This window comes from Oceanobacillus sp. B139/18, from assembly GCF_055524595.1.
The window spans coordinates 23,183-44,579 of record NZ_JBVFXI010000013.1 but is presented as its reverse complement, the minus strand read 5'-3'; the positions used below and the strand labels follow the sequence as shown (position 1 = coordinate 44,579).

At 36.9% G+C, this 21,397-nt stretch carries 19 protein-coding genes; 7 read left to right on the top strand and 12 right to left on the bottom strand.

Features of this window, described 5'->3' with window-relative positions; genetic code table 11:
- The 4 genes from nhaC to ACZSMY_RS22200 all read right to left on the bottom strand — a co-directional run.
- Positions 1 to 1,405: Na+/H+ antiporter NhaC (gene nhaC, locus ACZSMY_RS22215; RefSeq protein ID WP_465148299.1), on the bottom strand; the 1,405-nt coding region annotated here is incomplete at its 3' end.
- An 18-nt stretch (positions 1,406 to 1,423) separates the two neighbouring features.
- Positions 1,424 to 2,161, bottom strand: a complete 738-nt coding sequence (locus tag ACZSMY_RS22210) for a hypothetical protein (RefSeq protein ID WP_193062485.1) — start codon at positions 2,159 to 2,161, stop codon at positions 1,424 to 1,426.
- A 12-nt stretch (positions 2,162 to 2,173) separates the two neighbouring features.
- A complete protein-coding gene (locus ACZSMY_RS22205; RefSeq protein ID WP_193062483.1) occupies positions 2,174 to 3,178 on the bottom strand; it encodes a proline racemase family protein in 1,005 nt (334 codons plus the stop codon).
- Positions 3,175 to 4,353, bottom strand: a complete 1,179-nt coding sequence (locus tag ACZSMY_RS22200) for an NAD(P)/FAD-dependent oxidoreductase (RefSeq protein ID WP_465148298.1) — start codon at positions 4,351 to 4,353, stop codon at positions 3,175 to 3,177. The genes ACZSMY_RS22205 and ACZSMY_RS22200 overlap by 4 nt, the downstream gene beginning before the upstream one ends.
- Positions 4,354 to 4,494: 141 nt before the next feature.
- Between ACZSMY_RS22200 and ACZSMY_RS22195 the strand changes: the two genes are divergently transcribed.
- The 3 genes from ACZSMY_RS22195 to ACZSMY_RS22185 all read left to right on the top strand — a co-directional run bounded on the left by ACZSMY_RS22195 (position 4,495) and on the right by ACZSMY_RS22185 (position 7,690).
- Positions 4,495 to 5,862 (top strand): sigma-54 interaction domain-containing protein, encoded by a 1,368-nt coding sequence (locus ACZSMY_RS22195; protein WP_465148297.1) that lies wholly within the window; start codon positions 4,495 to 4,497, stop codon positions 5,860 to 5,862.
- Positions 5,863 to 6,186: 324 nt separating this feature from the next.
- A complete protein-coding gene (locus ACZSMY_RS22190) occupies positions 6,187 to 6,525 on the top strand; it encodes a (2Fe-2S)-binding protein (RefSeq protein WP_042531174.1) in 339 nt (112 codons plus the stop codon).
- Complete coding sequence (locus ACZSMY_RS22185; protein WP_455725357.1) at positions 6,512 to 7,690, top strand: NAD(P)/FAD-dependent oxidoreductase; 1,179 nt, start codon at positions 6,512 to 6,514, stop codon at positions 7,688 to 7,690. Before ACZSMY_RS22190 ends, ACZSMY_RS22185 begins: the two co-directional genes overlap by 14 nt.
- Positions 7,691 to 7,726: 36 nt before the next feature.
- Here ACZSMY_RS22185 and ACZSMY_RS22180 read toward each other — a convergent pair whose 3' ends face one another.
- Together ACZSMY_RS22180 and ACZSMY_RS22175 are read right to left on the bottom strand one after the other, a co-directional pair.
- Positions 7,727 to 8,254 carry a helix-turn-helix domain-containing protein gene (locus ACZSMY_RS22180; RefSeq protein ID WP_042531170.1) on the bottom strand — a complete coding sequence of 176 codons (528 nt, stop codon included), beginning with the start codon at positions 8,252 to 8,254 and terminating at the stop codon, positions 7,727 to 7,729.
- 19 nt (positions 8,255 to 8,273) lie between these two features.
- Positions 8,274 to 9,758, bottom strand: coding sequence for an aldehyde dehydrogenase family protein (locus ACZSMY_RS22175; RefSeq protein ID WP_465148296.1), 1,485 nt, complete (start codon positions 9,756 to 9,758; stop codon positions 8,274 to 8,276).
- A gap of 490 nt (positions 9,759 to 10,248) precedes the next feature.
- On the opposite strand from ACZSMY_RS22175, the gene ACZSMY_RS22170 reads away from it, so the two are divergent.
- Entirely contained in the window at positions 10,249 to 11,355 is a 1,107-nt protein-coding gene (locus ACZSMY_RS22170) for a M24 family metallopeptidase (RefSeq protein ID WP_042531166.1), read from the top strand.
- Between the two features lie 161 nt (positions 11,356 to 11,516).
- On the opposite strand, the gene ACZSMY_RS22165 is transcribed toward ACZSMY_RS22170, so the two are convergent.
- The 5 genes from ACZSMY_RS22165 to ACZSMY_RS22145 form a co-directional block, all read right to left on the bottom strand.
- Complete coding sequence (locus ACZSMY_RS22165) at positions 11,517 to 12,854, bottom strand: purine-cytosine permease family protein (protein ID WP_244882349.1); 1,338 nt, start codon at positions 12,852 to 12,854, stop codon at positions 11,517 to 11,519.
- A 138-nt stretch (positions 12,855 to 12,992) separates the two neighbouring features.
- Entirely contained in the window at positions 12,993 to 13,310 is a 318-nt protein-coding gene (locus tag ACZSMY_RS22160) for a cupin domain-containing protein (protein WP_052484951.1), read from the bottom strand.
- Between the two features lie 22 nt (positions 13,311 to 13,332).
- Positions 13,333 to 15,066 carry a hydantoinase B/oxoprolinase family protein gene (locus ACZSMY_RS22155; protein WP_042531160.1) on the bottom strand — a complete coding sequence of 578 codons (1,734 nt, stop codon included), beginning with the start codon at positions 15,064 to 15,066 and terminating at the stop codon, positions 13,333 to 13,335.
- Positions 15,067 to 17,112 carry a hydantoinase/oxoprolinase family protein gene (locus tag ACZSMY_RS22150; RefSeq protein ID WP_332094602.1) on the bottom strand — a complete coding sequence of 682 codons (2,046 nt, stop codon included), beginning with the start codon at positions 17,110 to 17,112 and terminating at the stop codon, positions 15,067 to 15,069. It abuts the gene before it with no gap.
- Between the two features lie 34 nt (positions 17,113 to 17,146).
- Entirely contained in the window at positions 17,147 to 17,689 is a 543-nt protein-coding gene (locus ACZSMY_RS22145; RefSeq protein ID WP_042531156.1) for a helix-turn-helix domain-containing protein, read from the bottom strand.
- A gap of 411 nt (positions 17,690 to 18,100) precedes the next feature.
- Here ACZSMY_RS22145 and ACZSMY_RS22140 point away from each other — a divergent pair, with 411 nt between their 5' ends.
- Complete coding sequence (locus ACZSMY_RS22140; RefSeq protein ID WP_042531154.1) at positions 18,101 to 18,790, top strand: Na-translocating system protein MpsC family protein; 690 nt, start codon at positions 18,101 to 18,103, stop codon at positions 18,788 to 18,790.
- 236 nt (positions 18,791 to 19,026) lie between these two features.
- Complete coding sequence (locus tag ACZSMY_RS22135; RefSeq protein ID WP_042531152.1) at positions 19,027 to 19,422, top strand: anti-sigma regulatory factor; 396 nt, start codon at positions 19,027 to 19,029, stop codon at positions 19,420 to 19,422.
- 339 nt (positions 19,423 to 19,761) lie between these two features.
- On the opposite strand, the gene ACZSMY_RS22130 is transcribed toward ACZSMY_RS22135, so the two are convergent.
- Complete coding sequence (locus tag ACZSMY_RS22130) at positions 19,762 to 20,400, bottom strand: HD domain-containing protein (RefSeq protein WP_042535900.1); 639 nt, start codon at positions 20,398 to 20,400, stop codon at positions 19,762 to 19,764.
- Between the two features lie 272 nt (positions 20,401 to 20,672).
- On the opposite strand from ACZSMY_RS22130, the gene ACZSMY_RS22125 reads away from it, so the two are divergent.
- The gene (locus ACZSMY_RS22125; RefSeq protein ID WP_042531150.1) at positions 20,673 to 21,365 is read left to right on the top strand and encodes a helix-turn-helix transcriptional regulator; all 693 of its coding nucleotides are present in this window, start codon (positions 20,673 to 20,675) and stop codon (positions 21,363 to 21,365) included.
- Positions 21,366 to 21,397 lie beyond the last annotated feature (32 nt).

Below are 21,397 nucleotides of genomic sequence, written 5' to 3'. Positions count from 1 at the left end.
GCTCCTCATCCCTTTCTTTTTCATAATCATCTTTATCTAAAATAAACAATCCAAAATAACCATAAATTAAGTTAATGATAATAACTAAAAATCCATACCAGAAGAATGGCAAATATGCGAGTGTTGAGACACCCAGCGTTGTTGCCATAAAAACCCCTCCATCTGACCATGGAACCATCGGCGTTGTAATCGTACCGCCTGCCTCTACATTTCTTGATAACAAGGATCTGCTTATTTTTTTCCTGTCATAATTAGCTTCCGTAATTTTCGTGCCTGTTAACATTGAAACGTAAGCTGCTCCGCCAAAAAATATTCCAAAGAATGCTGCGATCATAGTCGTTAATGTCAGATTACCTGTATTCGTTGCCCATTTAGCAAAAAGCTCCCCGATTACCGTAAAGGCACCAATGGACTGTAACAATCCGCCGACACCTAAAGCTAGAAGAATCAACAAAATAACCTCAAGCATGAAAGTAATACCACCACGATCTAAAAGGTTATCAATGAAATCAATTCCTGTAGTAACTCCACTTCCTGAATACAATGTCTCAATCGCTTCAATAAATCCATATCCTTGGAACCAAACTGCCCACACGCTTCCTAGTAATGCTCCAAATATAATTACCGGTATGGATGGTAGTTTAAATGCCAGCATGACGACAACCACTACTGCCGGAATCAGCATGACCCAGGATATATGAAATGTATCCTGCAGGCTGGCCATTGTATTCTCTGCAATTGACAGATCACCGCTGCCATCTTGCATGATTAAACCTACAATCCAATAAGCAATTGCCGCAATCACGAAAGCCGGTAAAGATACATATGACATCGATCTTATATGTCTGAACAAATCAACTCTTGACAAGGAAGCTGTCATAACTGTTGTATCAGATAATGGCGACATTTTATCTCCAACGTAACACCCTGAAATAACTGCCCCAGCAACCAAATATGTTGGCAACCCAAAGCTCTCCCCGATACCCATCATCGCTATGCCGGCTGTGCCTGCTGAACCAAATGATGTTCCTGTTGAAATAGATGTAATCGCACAGATAATCATTGCTGCCATCAAAAAGATACTCGGGCTAATGATACTCAAACCATAATAGATCATCGTCGGTACAATACCTCCAGCAATCCAAGAGCCGATAAGTGCACCTACAGCGATTAAAACAAGCGTCGCTCCTAAACCTTCATAAATTCCTTTTAAAAGTCCTTTTTCCATTTCTATATACGTATTACCTAAATATAATCCAAACCCCATAATTACAAACCAGATTGCGAGCAAAGCTAATTGGATAGGCAGTTCTAAAATAACAATAAAACCAAACATTATTACTACAAACAAAACCAAAATGAGCAATAATACTGGTATACTTGGCAGTTTCTTTTCTCTAACCATATATTTCCGCCCCTTGTTTTATTTAATGATAAATCCTTTAGCGTAGATGTCGCTATGCTCAATATAAAATTGTGAATTAGATATCAAATAATAATTGAGTTGCATATCTTCAGCATGTATTTTTAATCCTGTGAAAGAGGTGATAATTTCCTGAGAGAACTCCTTTGCACATACAGCAACGACTTCAATAATTGGATAAGCTAAGATATCTCCTTTTTTATTTGCAACGACTTGTTTTTCTCCCTGTTTAAGCACCAGATAATCACTATTTCCATCTTGCTTAGAGTGAATATACGCTTTAATAGCTGTTATATTTTTAATTTCTAATTCCATGTCAACTTCATAGACTTTTATCTTCTTATCGTTGACTAAATACATATTTTGTTTTTTCTCTACTTCTGGTAATTTTTCTGTCGTCAGACATCCATGCTGAAATTCATACATTTGGCCATTATTTCTTACTAAATAGCTTTCTTTTGAGTTTATTCTCCCACGATCCACAAGAGAGGAAATGCACCCTTTTAATAAAATACGAATATTGTCAACGCTTTCATTTGGGTGTAATTCTACATCTAAAACATCATCACTCCATTGAAAGATAAGTAAACGAACATATTTGCTCCCTCTCGGCTCATTCCGCATTAATGCCTTATTCTCATAGTCTTGTAATACCGTCTCCAGCTCGTTTTTCTCAATAATTCGTAATTGTTGTCCATTTATATGAATATCATAACTGTTGATTACTTTTGAAATCATAAAATCACCTCCTTATATTTCTGGAATCAATAGATATCCCTGATTTAAAGGATCATCGGGATCAAAATAAAAATCATGTCTCCCCATAATCCATGCTGTTCCTGTAATAGCAACCCTATTATAAATTATATTTCCTTTCACACTCGCGTGGATTACCTGGGCTTTAAATTGAGATCCTGTGATACTCTCGTGGATAAAGACTTCATTTAGATCAAGGTCGCCTTCTTTATAAAGTGTTGATACTTTTGCGCATGTCCCTGTACCACATGGCGATCTGTCAATGCCTCCCGGAGGTACAATTACTGTGTTTTTAACAACATCACCTGTTTCATAGAATTCCATATGGGTCAGCTTATTAATAAATGGATAATCAGGATGTTTCACCTCATGCTGACGATTAATTTCATCTCTGATTGCCATGGCAATTTCGACGATTTCTTCTGACCTCGATACATGAAGGGATAAACCTAAATCGCCCGCTTTCATAATCCCATAGAAATTCCCACCATATGCTATATCGCACTTTATATTCTTGAAATCTTTATAATCGATATACACCGTCTTTAGGTGAAAGGAATCGGTACTAATAAATGTTACTTCTTGCACTTTGCCCTCTTTCACTTTGCAGCTGGCTTCTACCACACCAGCTGGGGTATCTAGGACTACCGAAGTATAAGGCTCTTTGACTTCGACATAACCGAGTTCTACTAATGCTGTACATGTACCAATAGTGTCATGTCCGCACATCGGCAGATACCCGCCGGTCTCTATAAAAATTACACTAAAATCAGCTTCTTCTTTTAAAGGCGGCAGTAATATCGTGCCACTCATTACATCATGTCCCCTGGGCGGAAAAACCAGGAACTTTCGAATGTAATCATGGTTTTCCTTCATATCCAGCATTTTTTCCTGAATCGTCTCTCCTTTTAATTTAGGCATACCGGATAAAACAGTTCTTGTCGGATTTCCCCCAGTGTGCGTATCCACAGTAACAAGCAGTTTTGAATTTATCTTCATATTGCCTCCTCCTGAAACCTATCCATACTTAGCAGACTAATGTCATCCTCAAGTGTATCTGTCATCATCTGAGCCATCCAATAACCTGTTACCGCAGATAATCCAATTCCATCTCCCTCATGACCGGCTGCTACATAATAATTAGGTACGGCAGTCTCTGAAATAATTGGCAAATGATCCGGTGTCCACGGCCGTAGACCTGCATAACTACGAATAATATTCATATCCTTCATTTTTGGGAAAAATTCTATCGCTCTTTTGGCAATCAGTTGAACAACTTGATGATTGACGGTTGTGTCAAAACCAATAAATTCCCGGCTGCTTCCTATCAGGAAATTTTGACTCTCTGTCGGTTCATGCACCAATGCAATTCCATAATCATTCATGATTTTATCTGCTTTTCTCTCTTTGCCAAACTTCGTCATCAAGTATCCAAACTCTTGAATTTTCCTTGTGCCCATCAATTCTGCACGTGATGAAACCAGGATATGACCTTTTCTTGGTTTAATTGGTAAAGGTACACCGAGATGTTTACTCACTTCCGGTGCAAAAACACCAGCTGCATTAATTACTTTATTGGCTTTAAATACACGATCATGAGAATGTACTTTAAATCCTTTTGTTCTATGTTCCTCCATAAATGTTACGGGCGTTTTTTCGAAAAGCTCAAGATCATTCTTTTTCGCTGCGTGAATGAACGAAAATGTTAACATGTACGGGTTTACCGTCGAATCATTTGTGCATTCAATGCCGCCAACCAAATGATCAGCAAAATATTTGGAATCATTTTTCAAATCTTCTTTGGTTAATTTATTAAAAAATTGATATTCGCCATTTGCCCTGTTATGCTGATCGACCCAGTCATATGCCTGCTCCAATTCTTCTTCATTTGCACAAAGGAAAATACTTCCCGGATGCCTGTATTCAAATTTCATTTCTAATTCTTTTGATAAGCTTTTGATTAATGCCTGGCTCTTTATCGCCATATTGCTATCAAATCCCGGCTCTTTATCAATCAATAAAACATTGCCATCACATTTTGAGCTTGTACCAGAAGCAACTGTATCCCTTTCCAACATCCCTACTTTTAAACCTTTTTCAGAAGTAAAATAAGCAATGCTCGCACCGATAATACCTCCACCAATTATCAATACATCATAAGATGGCGTTGTCAAAATTGCTCCCTCCTTCCTTTATAAAATACTAAGAAAAAAACGTGCCAACTTCACCTATCGTAAAATCAATAAAATTTGAAATAATGTGTAAAGAAAAATATAATTATTATTATAAATTTAACACTAAAGGGGATTATACATATGTTAGAACATTCTATTATTGAAGAGCTGATTAATTTTTATAACCATTCTTTTACGATTATTGATAAACACGAAAAAGTCATTTACTGGAGCGACAGAGCTTCAGAAATATTTAACATGGAGAAAAGCGAGGTGATTGGAAAGGATATTAAAGAAATTTTCGCAGAAGACAAATTGGCGATTTTACAAACATTACGAAACAATGAAGTCATTGAGAAGAAGCAGCACATGGCTACGAAAAGTATTTATGTGAATCTCAAATCTGTTCCGATTATTATTGAAGGCAAAGTTGAAGGTGCCATTGTTTCAGAAATTGATGTGACAGAACAAAAACGCCAGGAGGAAGAAATCGAACAACTCAAAAATCAGGTAAGCTTCCTTACCGATAATGTCAAACAATTGAAGAATAAGGAACATTTTAAAAATATTATTTTTAAAAGCTCGATCATGGAAAATTTAAAAAACCAGATAAAACGGGCTGCAAAGACAAATGCCAATATTTTAATTACTGGAGAAACTGGTGTAGGTAAAGAACTATTTGCACAATCTATTCATAACAGCAGTGAAACTTCCGGTGAATTTATTCCTATTAACTGTGGTGCAATTCCGAAGCATTTATTTGAGGCAGAATTATTTGGTTACGAAAAAGGAGCTTTTACAGGAGCAAATAAAGAAGGAAACAAGGGGAAGCTCGAACTTGCCAGAGACGGCACACTTTTTCTTGATGAAATCGGGGATATGCCGTTGGACATGCAAGTGAAATTTCTGCGGGTATTACAAGAAAGAAAATACTTCAGATTAGGCGGTAAAAAAGAAGTTTCCACCCATTTCCGGTTGGTTTCAGCTACAAACAAATCAATTTCTGAGTTACTGAATTCTGATGATTTCCGTTCCGATTTGCTGTACCGGATTAATGTCCTTAATATCCACATACCTCCTTTAAGAGAACGGCCGGATGACATTGAATCCTTATTCTATTATTATCTTTATCACTTATCGAAGAAATACCAGACAGAGCTCCGTTATGCAGATCATTCACTTTTAAACAACCTAAGAAGCTATCACTGGCCTGGAAATGTTAGAGAATTAATCAATGTTGCTGAACGATTAGTTATTTTTTCTAATGAGGATCAATTAAATAATAATATCTTTGACCAGTATTTGGTGGAAGTAGGGCAGTCAGATAAGACCCTGTCTGTACCAAATCTATCAGAGAATTTAAATCTGAAAGACTATATCCATAAGGTGGAAGCAGAATATATTAAATATATCGTCGATCAAAATGATCATAACATTGAAAAATCCAGTCATGATCTCGGTATCAGCAGACCTACGTTATATTCAAAAATGCGTAAATTCCAATTCTAAATTGGCACACTTTTTTCTTGTTTATAAACAAATATCCTTTGAGGTGATTCGAATGAAAAAACAAGATGATTTTATAGTATGTCGCTGTGAAAATATATACTACTCCGAAATGCTTGAAATATTAGAGAAAGGAGCAGCAAACTCGAGAGAATTAAAACTGAAATCCCGAGCTGGTATGGGCTTTTGTAACTCCAGGACATGCGGACATTTTTTAGATCAGCTGACTCAGGATAAAAATACACAGACTCCTTCTTATATCAACCTGAAATCCCAGTCTCCTATTCGGACTGTTTCGTTTGAGGAAATTTCAGGGGGTGTGGAATCGTGACAGGAAGAATTACAGATCATAAAATCTTAGAAAAAAAAGAGCAGACACTAATTCCTTTTCAATGGAACGGTCAAACGTATTATGGAGCTGAGGGGGAAAGTATCACAGCAGCGCTTCTCGCTAATAATATCAGAACGCTCAGATACCATGAAAAAGATGGCAAACCACGGGGACTGTACTGTAATATCGGACACTGCTCCGAATGCAGGGTAATTGTGGAAGGGAAACGTAATCAACGGGCCTGCCTCACTCCAATCCATAAAGATATGGTGATTGAACAGCAGAAGGAATTGCCTCACCTGGTCAAAGGAGGGCATTCCCATGAATCACTTTGATACTATTATTATCGGTGCCGGCCCTGCCGGATTAACGGCTGCCCAAGTCCTGCAAGAAAAGCAAAATGTACTCCTTATCGATGAATATTATCATTATGGCGGCAGATTGCTTGGGCAGCTATATGAGGAAACAAAAGGAGAATGGTGGAATGGAATGGAAGTTGCCCGGAAACTTTATAATGAAGTCTCTGAAAAGGTGAACTTTAAGCTTGGAACATCAGTGTATAACTTAGAACATAGTAATCAAGGCTTCGATATCTATACAACGTCCGGCCATTTCCAATCAGAGCACCTGATTGTTGCGACCGGCGGAAAAGAAAAATCGACTCCGCTTCCAGGCTGGGATTTGCCAGGAGTAATGACGGTAGGTGCTGCTCAGGTGCTGACAAACTTCCAGCGTGTGAAACCGGGAAATAAGGGAGTTATTATCGGTATTAATCCATTGTCCATGGTCATCGCGCTAGAGCTTGGTTACGCATATGTTGATGTTGCTAAAATTTGTCTTCCTCCAGTTAATCTAATCAACAAAGCAACACCAAAGGAAGCATTGGAAACGCTGATATCTTTAGGAAATTCTGCTCCATCTACATTCTTTTCAACAGGTTCAAAAATAGCTGGAAAAGTGACTCCACTCCAGCAGCTGGCATTACAATTTTTCCCTAAAAAAGGAGTCCATGCGCTTGGATTACCTATCTCCATCAAAGAAAGGGTAATAAGAATAAACGGGCAGCATGAAGTGGAATCCGTAACCATTCAAAAAACGAATGCCTCGGGTGTGCTTATAGAGGGGACAGAAAAAGAAATAGCATGTGATTTTGTATGCATCTCTGACGGTTTATCGCCAGTCAATGAAGTAACATCCTTATTGAATCTGAAACATATTTATATGGAGTCGTTAGGCGGATATGTACCTCTGCATAACGAAACGATGGAAACAGAAATAGAGAATTTGTATGTTGCCGGTAATATTACTGGCATTGAGAATGCTAAAATTGCCATGCTGCAGGGAAAAATGGCTGCAAATCAGATTATAAAAGACACTATTTCATCTAAAAAAACATTGGAAGCCATAACATACGAAAGGCAGCATGCAAAAGTAACCTTCCATAAAGATTTGCACCAAGGGAGAAAAAACTTACAGCGCTTGTGGACACAATATGTATAAAAAACGCTCTTCTCAAAATTTGAGAAGAGCGTTTTTTCATTTAGTGGATGAGACGAGAAGCAGCTTCGTCGTCTCATCTGTAGCATTATACCAATGATGTGCCATACTAGAATCTATATGGATAGACTCATTGCTATACAGCGTTTCTTTGACACCTTCAATTTCAACTTCTAACTGGCCGGATAATACATATACAAATTCTTGTCCGCTATGCGTATAAGGGATTTGTTGATATTCCCCTGCTTCCAAGTCAATCCGTGCAGGAATGAAATCCGGATGTTTCATTTTTCCAACTAAGCTTTTATAGGAAAAGTTACCAGTATTTTTATACGAGGTTTTCTCTTTTTTTACAAAGCTGGAATCTCCATTATCGAAAAAGAAATTCACATTGACATCTAATGCCTCACAGATTTTTTTAAGGGATGTAAATGTAAGTGTCCGCAGTCCTCTTTCTATCTGGGATAAAAAGCTCACAGACAGACCACTTCGGTCACTCAATTGTTGTAAGGTCAGCTGCCTGCTCTTACGTACTTTTTTTAGTTCACTGCCTAATAACTCATCCATCCACGTCACCTCTTAGTTATTATTGCTTCATATTAACAAAGATACTTTTCACTTCTACATAGTTGGAGATGCCGTAATCTCCACCCATCTCTCGGCCTATACCGGAATGTTTGTAACCGCCAAACGGCATGGTTTCCAATTCAAGACCAAAATCATTCACCCAGACAGTTCCTGATTCTAACTTAGAAGCAATATAATGCCCTTTTTTAATATTTTCCGTCCATACACTTGCAGCTAAACCATACTCACTATCATTAGCCCGCTGGATCACTTCTTCCACTTCATCGAAGACAAATACTGACATAACAGGGCCAAATATTTCTTCTCTTGCAATCGACATATGATCTTGTACGTCCGCAAAGATAGTCGGTTCTACAAAATATCCTTGATCCCCTGTACGCTTACCGCCAGTAATAAGCCGCGCACCTTCTTCCTTTCCTTTTTCAATATACCCTAAAACAGTATTCATTTGTTTTTCAGATACAAGCGGCCCCATATCCGTAGCACTGTCTAACCCAGGGCCAACGACCGTTTCTTCAGCTTTTTTCTTGAGCTTATCCAGTACTTCATCATACAAACTTCGATGCACAAAAATACGGGTAGTTGCACTGCAATTTTGACCGTGATTATACATCGTACCATCAAAAACACCATCTAATGTTGTTTCTAAATCAGCATCCTCTAAAACAATAGCTGGAGATTTCCCTCCAAGTTCTAAAGTGACCGCCTTCACACCATCTGCTGCTTTTCTCATAATTTCCTTACCAGTTTCTGTGGAGCCGGTGAACGCAACTTTGTTCACTTGAGGATGTGTTACCAAAGCATTTCCAACAACACTCCCCGGCCCGGAAACAATATTGACTACACCATCCGGAAAACCAGCTTCTTTAAATAACTTCGCTGCATATAAAATGGATAATGGTGTATCTTCTGCAGGTTTTAAAACAACCGTACACCCTGCTGCAAGTGCTGAACCCAGCTTCCAAGCAGCCATTAGCAAAGGATAGTTCCATGGAATAATCTGCCCTACTACACCAACAGGCTCGTGAACTGTATACGTAGCATATTCCGGTGAAACGTTTGTTGTCTTTCCAAAGATTTTTGTTGCCCAACCTGCATAATATCTAAAATGCTCAATCGTCCCTTCTATATCATCTTCCAAAGCTTGCTGATAAGGCTTGCCGTTATCAAGAGACTCTAATTGGGCAAGTTCTTCTTTATGCTCCTCTAATAAGTCTGCAAATTTATAAATTATACGGGAACGCTCGGCAGCCTCCATCTTGGTCCATTGCCCTTCATCAAAAGCTTTACGAGCTGCTTGAACAGCCAAATCAAGATCGGATTCATCTGCTTGGCTTACTTTTGCAATCACTTCCTCCGTTGCCGGGTTCAAAACGTCAAATGTTTGACCGTTCTGTGCTGTAACATATTGACCATTAATATAGAACCCATTCACCTCTTCTAAAAACGCTTTCACTTTTGGTTTCAACGTATCTAGTGACATACACAAACATCTCCCTTAATATAGATTTATTTAACCTCAAAATATAGCAATCTCCAGATTAAATATTCTGTTAATTAACAGGATAGTCTATGAATACATAAAAAGCAATCATTTTTTCACTCACCGTGAAAAAATGATTGCGCTTTTACCTATTATGCAGATAAATACCATACATTATTTTATAAAATTTCAGGCTCTCCATTTTATTTCAAACCAAACAAAAGGTGACTCAAAAGGAATTTAACAAGAATTATTCTGTGTCCTTTTCAAAATATCAAAATCAAAATAATTATATCCTCTATAAAACCGAATTAATTTTCAAAATACTAACATAATGCTATAGTAAAAAATAGATTGTGTCATTACAATATCATAACTTTGATAAATTTTACCTCTATGGGAATTTACGATACCTTTTTTCAAATATCCCAATGGATTATTTGATCATAAACACATGCAATATAATATAACAAAAATGGAGGTTTAAAAGATGATTATTGACTATCAAACAAGATTACAAACTTTACTGGAACACTTAAACGAAAAGAACATTGATATCGCTTTGATCACTTCACCAGCAAATGTTTTCTATTTCACTGGGTTCAATTCCGATCCGCATGAACGTTTTATGGCATTAATTATTGATTGCCGCAACAACAAATTCACTTTGTTTGTTCCCGCATTAGACAAAGAGATAGCTGGTGCAGAATCCTTTGTGAAAAATATCATTCCAATTTCTGATGAAGAGAGTCCCTTTTCCAAACTTAAAAGCAAGCTCAGTTCAAATGTGAAATGTATTGGTTTAGAGATGAAAGTGGTCAGCATGTTTCAACATAATCAATTACAAGCTGCCTTCACAGATGCTTCGTATATTGATATTCAATCCGATATCAATAAGCAACGACTTATAAAATCAAGAAACGAAATTATATATTTACAACAAGCTGTTGATATTATTGAGAAAGTACTATCTGAAGGGATTAAAAAAGTGCACGTCGGCATGACAGAATTAGAACTAGCCGCAGAACTAGAGTATTTAATGAAGAGTTTTGGTGCAGTTGGTCCATCTTTTCCAACAATTGTTCTAGCCGGTGAAAGGGCCGCATTACCCCACGGGACTCCTGGTGAACGTGAATTTAAAAAGGGGGATTTCTTATTAATTGATTTTGGTGTCTTAACAAAAGCGGGATATTGTTCAGATATTACCAGGACTTTTATTATTGAAGAGGCTTCAGACAAACAGAAAGACATCTATAACATTGTTCTCCAATCTAATCAGGCCGGTGTAAATGCTGTAAAAAGTGGAGTCCCATTAAAAACATTTGATATGGAAGCAAGGGATGTCATAAAAGAAAATGGTTATGGAGACTATTTTAACAATCGTGTAGGGCACGGCCTTGGTATCGAATTACATGAAGAACCATCTATCCATGAAAATAATAATCAAATAGCAGCAAATGGCTTACTATTTACAATCGAGCCTGGAATATACATACCTGATTATGGTGGAGTTCGTATTGAAGATGAAGTTTATATAAATGAGGTTGGTGACGCTGAATTATTAACTTCGTTTCCTAGAGAGCTTCAGGTACTATAGAGTAAATAACCTTCTGTACAAATAAATATAAGAAACCCAAATAAAATAAACAAGCAGGCTATAAAGACGAAAATCCTATATTAATGCTAAAACCATTATTAATATAGGATTTTATATTGTAATTGGCATTACATGTCTTATGCTTTAAAAGCATTATTAATTTACTTAACGTCTGCTTCCAATTCATAATCATTTGCTGCTGTACCAGTAAATTGATCTGGTGCTATCTTTGCTTTTATTTTCATCGCTGCATAGTATACAACACCGGAAGCAATTAATGATTGAACTGCAGGAAGTCCAAAAGTTACAACATATTGTGTTACATAACCCAGCGCCGTACCAGCCGCTAAGGCAATTGTTGCCATCCAGTTCCATCCGCTATTGTCCTGCCATGTACGTTTTCTAATGAGGAAAAAATCGACCATCATAATGCCCGCTACGGCTGGATAAATCAATGCTGTTAAATATAAAAAATCCATAAAGTAATCTAGTATTCCTGCTAATGCTACAATAATAGCAATAAAAGTTCCAGCTAATGTTAGCAGCGCTCTTCCTTTATTTGAATTGACATTTAACATATTAGATAACGCCAACCCCATGCTGTAATTGTTTACTAGTTGACTCGTCCATGTTGCAAACCATAATATAAAAAATCCCCAAACCGGAAAACCTAAATTCATCATTACATTAACGATGTCAGCATCCCCTACACCTACAGACATAACAGCTCCAACAATAAATAAAGGAAAACCTACTAGAACAATACCTGCTGGAATTAGTACATTGTCTTTAATAGTTGGTTTTGCATATCTGGTATAATCTGAAGCAATAACCCACTGGGATACATTAGCACCAATAATAAGACTGATTGCTGCTAAAATTCCCATGGATGGTTCCGGGCTCCAATTCGCAATTGTTTCCCACCCAGTATTTTTTAATGCAAAATAAATACCTCCCCCAATTAGAAGTAAACCAGCCGGAACTGCAATGTAATCGGTCCACTTCATTGAGTTATAACCGATAATGGAAGGGATTGCAAAAAGTAATCCTGCTACTACAGTTATTATTGCCCACAATCCCCATTGTTGGGTATAATCTATTCCTAACATTACAGAAATTGCATTTCCAGCAACCGAAGTTTGTACAGCCCACCAGCCAAGCGAAACAACAAAAATAGTCAATCCAACGATAAAACGTGCTTGCATAGCTCCAAAACTAGTACGAGCAATCACAGATGAAGAGCGGCCAGTCTTCGCACCCATATAACCTTGCAATGTATTACCAATCCATTGGATACCGAACAAAGCAATGATTAAGAGCAAAAAGATTTTACCAAGACCAAAACTCCCCGCTAATGTTGCCCCGACCATTAGTACAGGTATCGTAAACTCTAGTCCTCCAAAAATCATCGCGGGGGTAATCCAATGTTGTCGCTGGTTATTTGGAACTGGCTGAAGTGCTTCATCTTTTTCAATACTTTTTTCGTTTTTCCCACTCATACTTATACACACTTCCTTCATAATTTAGGATTCTTTACATTGATTTTGAATGGCATTACCGCTGTTATATTTAAAATATTCAGATAAATAAAAATGTAGTGGTAGCAGAAATTATTCTTTTCTACTACCTTTTTTCATTTACTTTTCCTTCACAAGTGCCCACACTATTTCGCATGGTTCTTTACCTGAATTAATAGCCCAGTGTTCTTCTCCAGCAGGAATTAAAGTGGCATTAGAATCAGAAACTGCGAAGGGGATACCTCCACATTCACCTTCGATTTCACCTTTAATAATAATGGAATATTCGTTTTCCTCGTGTAATGATAAACCTTCTTTGGGAACTCTTTCACCAGGAGAAATTGTTACTGTTCCAAATTTAACCTCTATATTATCCGTTTTTTCTTCAAACAATGTTAATAAACCTGTTTCATCAAAACCGCGTTCTTTTACTTTCATATCCATTGTCCTCCTCATTAAGTTATTTTCTGACATCTAGCTCTTGATAATTAAATGTAGCTGGATCAATCTCAACACCAAATAAATCTTTTGCTTCTTCCGTTGTGTAATATTCATTTTTCACATCTTTCACAACTTGTTCTGCTGGTCTATTTAATGGATTCCCATAACCGCCACCAGTTGCAGTCATTAATTTTAAAACATCATTTTTTTGTAATGCATAACGTGGATAAACACCATAAGGACCATCAACTTTTCCACTTGCTTTATGAATATAAAATTCATTCACAGATCCTTCAAAACCGCCATTTGTACCCCATAAGCGGTATTGATTTCTACCATAGGTGATAGTAGCAGCTTGTTCATCTGTTAATGCTCGATATGATCTAATTACTCCTTTACCGCCAATATACTCACCTGCTCCCGTACCATCTATTCGTAAACTATACTCGTCAAGCATTACACCATATCGTGTTTCTGCTACTTCAACAGGAACATTGTATGTCTCTCCATCTAAAATACAAAATTGTCCACTTGCTCCATCTTGTCCATCAGCTCCACCCCATCCACCAACAGAAGGTTCCACAATAAGAAACGGTTCGTTCGTATCTTGATGCAAACCAGATAATGTAACCGAACAAACAGATAACAGATGGGCAGCAGCGAGTCTATGAGGTATATGTGGCGCCAATGCTTTCCAAATTAAATCTGCACATCCTAACATTGTTTCAAAGTAATTCGATGTTGGAGCAGGTCTTTCAGCTGACATAATTGATCTTTCATCCACTATTATTTCTAATGGTCTAAATACACCATCATTAACATTTTGATCTGGATTGGTTATTGCAAGGAAAATAGTTCGAACCGCAGATGCAAGACCAGTGAAAGAACAATTTACAGGTCCAGGAACTTGGGAACTGCTTCCTCTAAAATCACATGTGAATTTATCATCATCAATTGTAACTTCCACTTGTATAGGAAACGGCCCATTTCCAAGTCCGTCCGTTTCAACATAGCCATCTGCTGTAAACGTACCTTTTGGTAATTTTGTAAGTTCTTGCTTTGATATCGTTTCCCCATGATCCAACTGGTCATTTATAGCTGCAAGTATCATCTCTTTCCCATGTTTTTCACAAATTTCCTTTACTCTTCTTTCACCTGTTTTAAGTGCAGCTACTTGCGCCCACATATCACCAAGAGATAAATCAGGAAAACGGACGTTTGCACGGATAATTTCAACAAGTCCCTCATTTAATTTTCCAGCGTCATATAACTTAACAGAAGGAAATTGCAAACCTTCTTGAAAAATATCTCTTGAATCATTCGTAAATGAACCAGGGTCTTTTCCGCCTACCTCTGTCCAATGGGCTTTGTTTGCAGAAAATGCAATTAACTCATCTTCGTAAAAAATAGGCATTACTAATCCAACATCTGATAAGTGAGAACCTCCTCCACCATATGGATCATTAATGATAATGATATCGCCTGGGTTAAGTTCATCTTTTTCACCGTATTTTTTAATTGTTTGCTTAACCATAAATGAAAGCATTCCAATAAAACCTGTAACTCCATTACCTTGTGTCAACAATTGTCCCTTCGCATCTGTAAGTCCACTGGCATAGTCCAATACCTCATATATAATCGGACTCATTGATGTTTTTGCTAAAGCAATAAACATTTCATCTCCAGTAGCAAGTAGCGAATCCTTTACAATTTCCAATGTAAATGGATCAATTTTTGTTTCATTTATCTCCATTTATTCCGCCCCCGTTTCGATTATTAAGTTCCCATAATCATCTACCATAAGTGTTTGCCCTTTATAGATTACTGTAACTGCTGCTTTTTCTTCGACAATTACCGGACCTTGAACTATTGTGTTCACAGGTAACCATTCACGTTGATATACATCCGTTTGGACCCATCCCTTAGGATTTTCAAAATACACATTTCTTGTTTCAATTTTTGCATCTTCTAATGTTGTATTTCTATCTATCTTTTGAATGACAGGCTTTTCAACTTTTCCAAATGCTGTTACATGTATATTGACAATTTCTGTTCCAGAGTCGTCAAGTCTGAATGTATAGTTTTGTTCATGTAGCTGATGGAATTTTTCAACAATTACTTCTACATCCTTTTCTGACCAATCTCCATTTGGAACAGGAACCTTCACTGTATGTTCTTGACCCAGATAACGCATATCTGCAAACCGATTAAATACGACATCTTCCTTTAAAATACCTTCATTTTCAAACTGTTGATAAGCTTCACTTTCAATCTCATTCCATTCCGCCATCATTTCATTCAGTTCTAAATCTTCTATTCTTTTTATATATGTTTTGATATAATCATGACGCAAATCACTCATTAACATTCCCCATGCAGAAAATACAGGTGATGCTATTGGAATAACAACTTTTTTGACCCCTAATTCCTTCGCTAAAGCTGGGGCATGCATTGATCCGCCCCCTCCAAAAGCAACTAATGTGAAGTCTTGCGGATTGTGACCTTTTCTAATTGATATTAACTTTAAAGCATTCAACATATTGGAATTTGCGATTCGAATAATGCCAAGTGCTGCCTCTTCTGCAGTCATATCAAAGTGGTTTGCGATTTTTTCTTCGATAACTTCTTTTACAAGATTTAAATTGACATCATAATCGAAGTTCTTAGCTGATAGTCTGCCTGTTAAAAGATTAGCATCTGTGGTAGTTGGTTCTGTCCCGCCTTGTCCATATGATACCGGTCCCGGTACAGCTCCAGCAGATTCAGGGCCAACCTTTAAAGAACCAGCTTCATCCAGCCAGGCAATGGACCCGCCTCCATTACCAATCTCCACTATATCAACTACCGGTGTTTTAATTGGATATCCTGCATTTCGATCATTTCGTTCGATATAGTAATCCGTAGAAACTTTTACTTCTCCTTTCTCAATTAGCGAACATTTTGCAGTTGTTCCACCTATATCAAATCCAATAATATTTTTCTCCCCAATTAATTCACCCAGTACTGCAGCACCATATATACCTGCTACAGGACCTGATTCAACCATGTTAATCGGAACTTTTTTCGCCTCTTCAAATGTGGTAGTACCACCATTTGACTGCATAATAAAATTTTGATTGCTTGAATTAAAATCTATCAATTTATTATTTAATTTATTTACATACGTAGCTGCAATAGGTTGTACATATGCATTTAACGCCACCGTATTTGTACGTTCATATTCACGCCATTCTTGTGTAACATCAAATGAAGCAGAGACTGCAACTTCTGGCCAAAGCTCTTTAATTAATCGTACTGTTTCCTTTTCATGAACTGGATTTACATAAGAATGCAAATATACTATTGCTATTGCTTCCACCTTTTCTTGCTTAAAATATTCTATAACTTCTTTTACTTGCTCTTTATCAAGCGGTGTAAGAACTTCTCCTTTATAATTTAACCGTTCATTGACTTCCTTTCTTAAGTAACGTTCTATAAAAGGTGTCGGTTTCTGATAACGGATATTAAACAGATCAGGGCGGTTACCACGAGCGATTTCTAGAATATCCCTGAATCCTTTTGTCGTAATTAAACCAGTCTTTGCACCTTTCCTTTCTGTCAGTGTATTAATTATTACAGTTGTACCGTGAATAAAAGTGGAAATTGCTTCTTTATCTATGTTACTTCTATCAAGTACATCTAGGACTCCATTTTCAAAATTTGGCGGAGTTGTATGACTTTTAGCAACTTCCACTTTTCCACTGTCATCAACATAAACCAAATCTGTAAATGTTCCTCCAATATCTGTTGCAACTCTCATTTTTTTCACCCTTCTCTAAATATATTTAAAATTCTTAAAAAATAACCGGAGTTAATACACTTATTAAAACTGTTTCTTCATTTGCAGGATTCTTCCACTGGTGTACTTTTTCTGAAGGAAAATGAATCGAATCACCCTTTTTTAAGATATATTCTTTATCTTCAATCCTAAATATCACAATGCCTTTTAATACATAATAAAACTCTTCTCCCGGATGACTATACCTTTCAACAAATATTTCGTTTGGAGGTATTGTAACCATCATTGGTTCCATTCTGCGATCTGAGAACTCTCCAGCCAGGCGAACGTGAGTAACATCGGAACCTTCTAGCTTAAATGGTCTTTGTTCTTCTTTATGTAATGCATAATTATGTTGCTCTATTTCCTCAAAAAAATAAGAAATATTAATCCTAAATGCATCTGATATTTTTTTTAAAGAAGTTATAGCAAGAGATGATGATCCCCTCTCTATTTGTGATAGGAAGCTTACGGAAAGTTCTGTTTTTTCACTCAGGTCTTTTAATGTCATTTCATTTTCTAATCTTAGATTCTTTATTTTTTTATGAATATTTTCCATTTAATTCTCCATTTTTCACAATTTAATTACAGTGACAACGGATTTTTTTCACCTCCACTTGATTTTTTATTATACTAACATAAAAAATATATAATTAAAAGAAAAATTAATTTATTTTTTCAATTACAATATTTCTGAATCTTACTTCATGAAGATAAACTTAGTGAATAAATTATTTTAATAACTTTTATAATTTTTATCACACAAAAGATATCCCTACCTTTTTCTATCAAAATAATTTTTCAACGTCTACAATTAATGGTATAGTTATGAAAGGGATTGTAAAATAAGGTACGGTCCTTAAAATGTTTTTTCAAGCTTAACAACTCAAAGAAATCGAAATAGATATACACTCCTATTTTCGCAGCGAATATAGATATACAATTAATGACACTCAAAAGGAGAAACCAAGTGGAAAAAACAGTAGAATCCGGAATATCCAGTGCAATCGGAAAACTTTTTCGAGATAATTTCGGAAAGGGACCCGAAGCTATTTTTGTATCTATAGCAAAACCATACATTACAATCTATTTAAGAAACTTTTTAGCTCCGATGGAAAAAATTCTGCTGAAGCAGGAAAATGAATTGAAGTTTCAGGAGACCCGTGATTTATTAATGAAAGAACTGACTCCGGAGATACAATCGATTATCTCCTCGCAGGCCGGCGTAAAAGTGGACAAGATCTACTATGACTGGTCGGTAGAAAATAGCAGCGGAATTCTTTTTACCGAGCTGGATTCCAATCTGGATGAGACAATAGAAGATTATCTTGATTATCCAGCCAAAGAACAAGTACACGAGGAAATCAGCCGTTTTACTCAAAAAGCACAAAAATCTCCGAAACAGCTTACGTCTAGTATGCTTAATTCCCGGACTTTAATCTCAAGACGCGAGGATATCCTTGTGCTAATTGAAAAAGAGCTGATTCAATCGGGCTTTGAAAACCAGCTTAGGCTGTCCAAACGAAAGCTGGAAAAGAGTTTAATTGATAAACAATTCTTAGAATCTGTACTCCATCAGGAAATACAAGATTTATTTGTAGATTGGGATTTTGACAATGATACAGGGTTTGTTATATTTATACTTAAACCCAAAAAATAATATGGTGGAAATGTCTAGACAATAGCGCTAAGGCATGAGCCGAAAAGGATGTTTATTCCTTTTCGGCTTTTTTTATTAAATAAAAGGAAAGCAGGTTAATAAATAAGAACGCAAACAGAAAGACTGTTTTATTTAATATATTGATTGATTTAGATATCCATCTCCAGAAGCTTCCTACTGTGCTGAATCTGAAGCAATGCATCTTAAAACTTTATCAGAAACTGGGGGAAACGACTATGAAAACATCTTATGTAAACATCCATAAGGAATTGGATATCGTTCATGCAAGGCAGATTGGCAGGGATATAGCAAAGCAGATTGGCTTTGGTACAGTGGATCAGGCACGTATCACCACTGCCATATCCGAATTAGCCCGCAACATCTATTTATATGCAGAAAAAGGGGGAATTTCTTTTGAGGTCATCGATACTCTTGGGCGTAAAGGTATTATTATGACTGCAATCGACTCCGGCCCAGGAATAAATGATATTCGATTGGTGCTCCAGGATGGCTATACCACTTCAGGAGGACTGGGGGCTGGTCTCCCTGGCGTGAAGCGTTTGATGGATGAATTTGAAATCCAATCAGACATTGGACAAGGAACAACAATTAAGGTGGCCAAATGGATTTAATTAGCAGCATGTCGGCAACTGGAACAATTCCGGCATATTCCCAAAGAGAATTTCTTAAATTTTTGCTTGTAACACTGATCTTTTCTACGTTTGTTTCATCGTTGCTGTATTCAGGTTTTGATTCATTGCTTTTACATAAGTAAGAGAATACAATCCTCAAAGAAATCTTATTCATCTTTAACTCCAGCCGCTTTGAAAGTTAATTACAATTCAGCCTCTAAACCCGTCTTATCTTACCCAAACAAATTTTTTATTTATCTAAAAAGCATCTCTTCAGATAAAATATCCAAAGAGATGCTCGATAGATTTAAAATAATTCAGCGATTTTTTATCATCCCTTTATTCCGGCCACGGGGAATGTATAATACAGCTGCAGAAATTCTTATTACGGTATTCCGGCCGAAAATGCTGGACGACATCTTCTTTCATATTACCAAAAGTTGTTTCCGGCTTATGCTTAAATCCTTCATAAAATGCCGGGATAATTTTCTTTTTAAAATTATTCCGAGGGAAAGCCTGTATAACTTCTTCACGCAAATCAGCCGGGAACTCTTCAAATCCGTCTCCCATCACATCTAAACCAACACCAGAGAAAAGAAGGGCTACTTCCGATTCCTTGTGTTCGGCAACTCCAGGAGTTGTGTGTAGAGCAATCGCATCCCATACAAGCTGAATAGATTCTTTTGGAATTTGATACTGCTGTAAAAAGCTTCTGGCTGCATTAGCCCCGTCTACTTCAAAACGCAAATCGGGACTGCTGTACGCTTTGGTCAATCCTAAGTCATGGAATAATGCACTGACATACAGCAACTCTAAATCATAATTCAACTTTGCCTGTTTACCGTTTACCGCTCCAAAAAAGAAGACACGATTGGAATGGTTCCACAGCAAGTCATTTCCATATTCCCTTAGAATATCTGCCGCATCCTTTGCCAATCGCGTATCTGGAACTTTGATACCTGCTACTTCTTGAATCATCATTCAAACTCCCCTTTACGATTTATTTTCATCTTGGCTCCATTGTAAAAGGATTATTTCCATATAGCAATGCAATTATTTCTGTTATAGAAGCCATTTCATCCCTATCTTAAATTAAATTTATCATGAAGTTAATTTTTTGAGGTGAATTTAGAAGGAATACTACAGAAAGTCCTTTAACCTGGTGCAGTATATTTTCGGATGAATTCATTTACCATATCATAAATTAATGGTAAGATATTTTAAATTTAACTCTGAAGGGAGAAAATAAAATGGAAAGAAACAGCCAGATCATCTGTGAAAAAAGAACCTATTCAAAAGAATTTCATTCGCATCAGCATGCCTTCGGACAGTTTCTTTTCTCTTTACAAGGCTCCCTGGATATCCAAACAAATCAACAGGAACTTCATCTGAAAGCGGATTGCGGATTCTATCTGCCGCCAAACTTCCAGCATCATTACCGCTCTATTGACAGAAATGAATTTCTAATATTGGATATACCGCTGCGATATTTGCCCAGTGATACGGAAAGTATGCATATCAAACTGGATAAACAATGGAATGCAATCCGGTATTTACTATTGGAAGAGGCGGACGCAAAGGACAATATCTCTGCCTTAACCGATTTGACCCGCTATGTAACCAAAAAACTGCAGACTTCCAATCCTCCTTCCATAGACTATATTCACAACCATTTTAAGGAGCCGATTCGATTGGAAACGCTGGCAAAAATAGAGCATTATCACCCTGTTTATTACTCGGAATGGTTTAAGAAAAGAACTGGCAAAAGCCCGCAAGCCTACATTTTAGACCTGCGTTTACAGGAGGCGGAGCATTTATTGCTTTCAACCAGATTGTCCATATCCCGAATTAGCGAGGAATTAGGCTTCGAGAATGCCTCTTCCTTTACAAGATGGTTTGCTAAACATAAAGGAATGGCGCCAAACAAATATAGATTTCTTTAAAGAAGGTAAAAAGTATATGAAACTCAGTATAG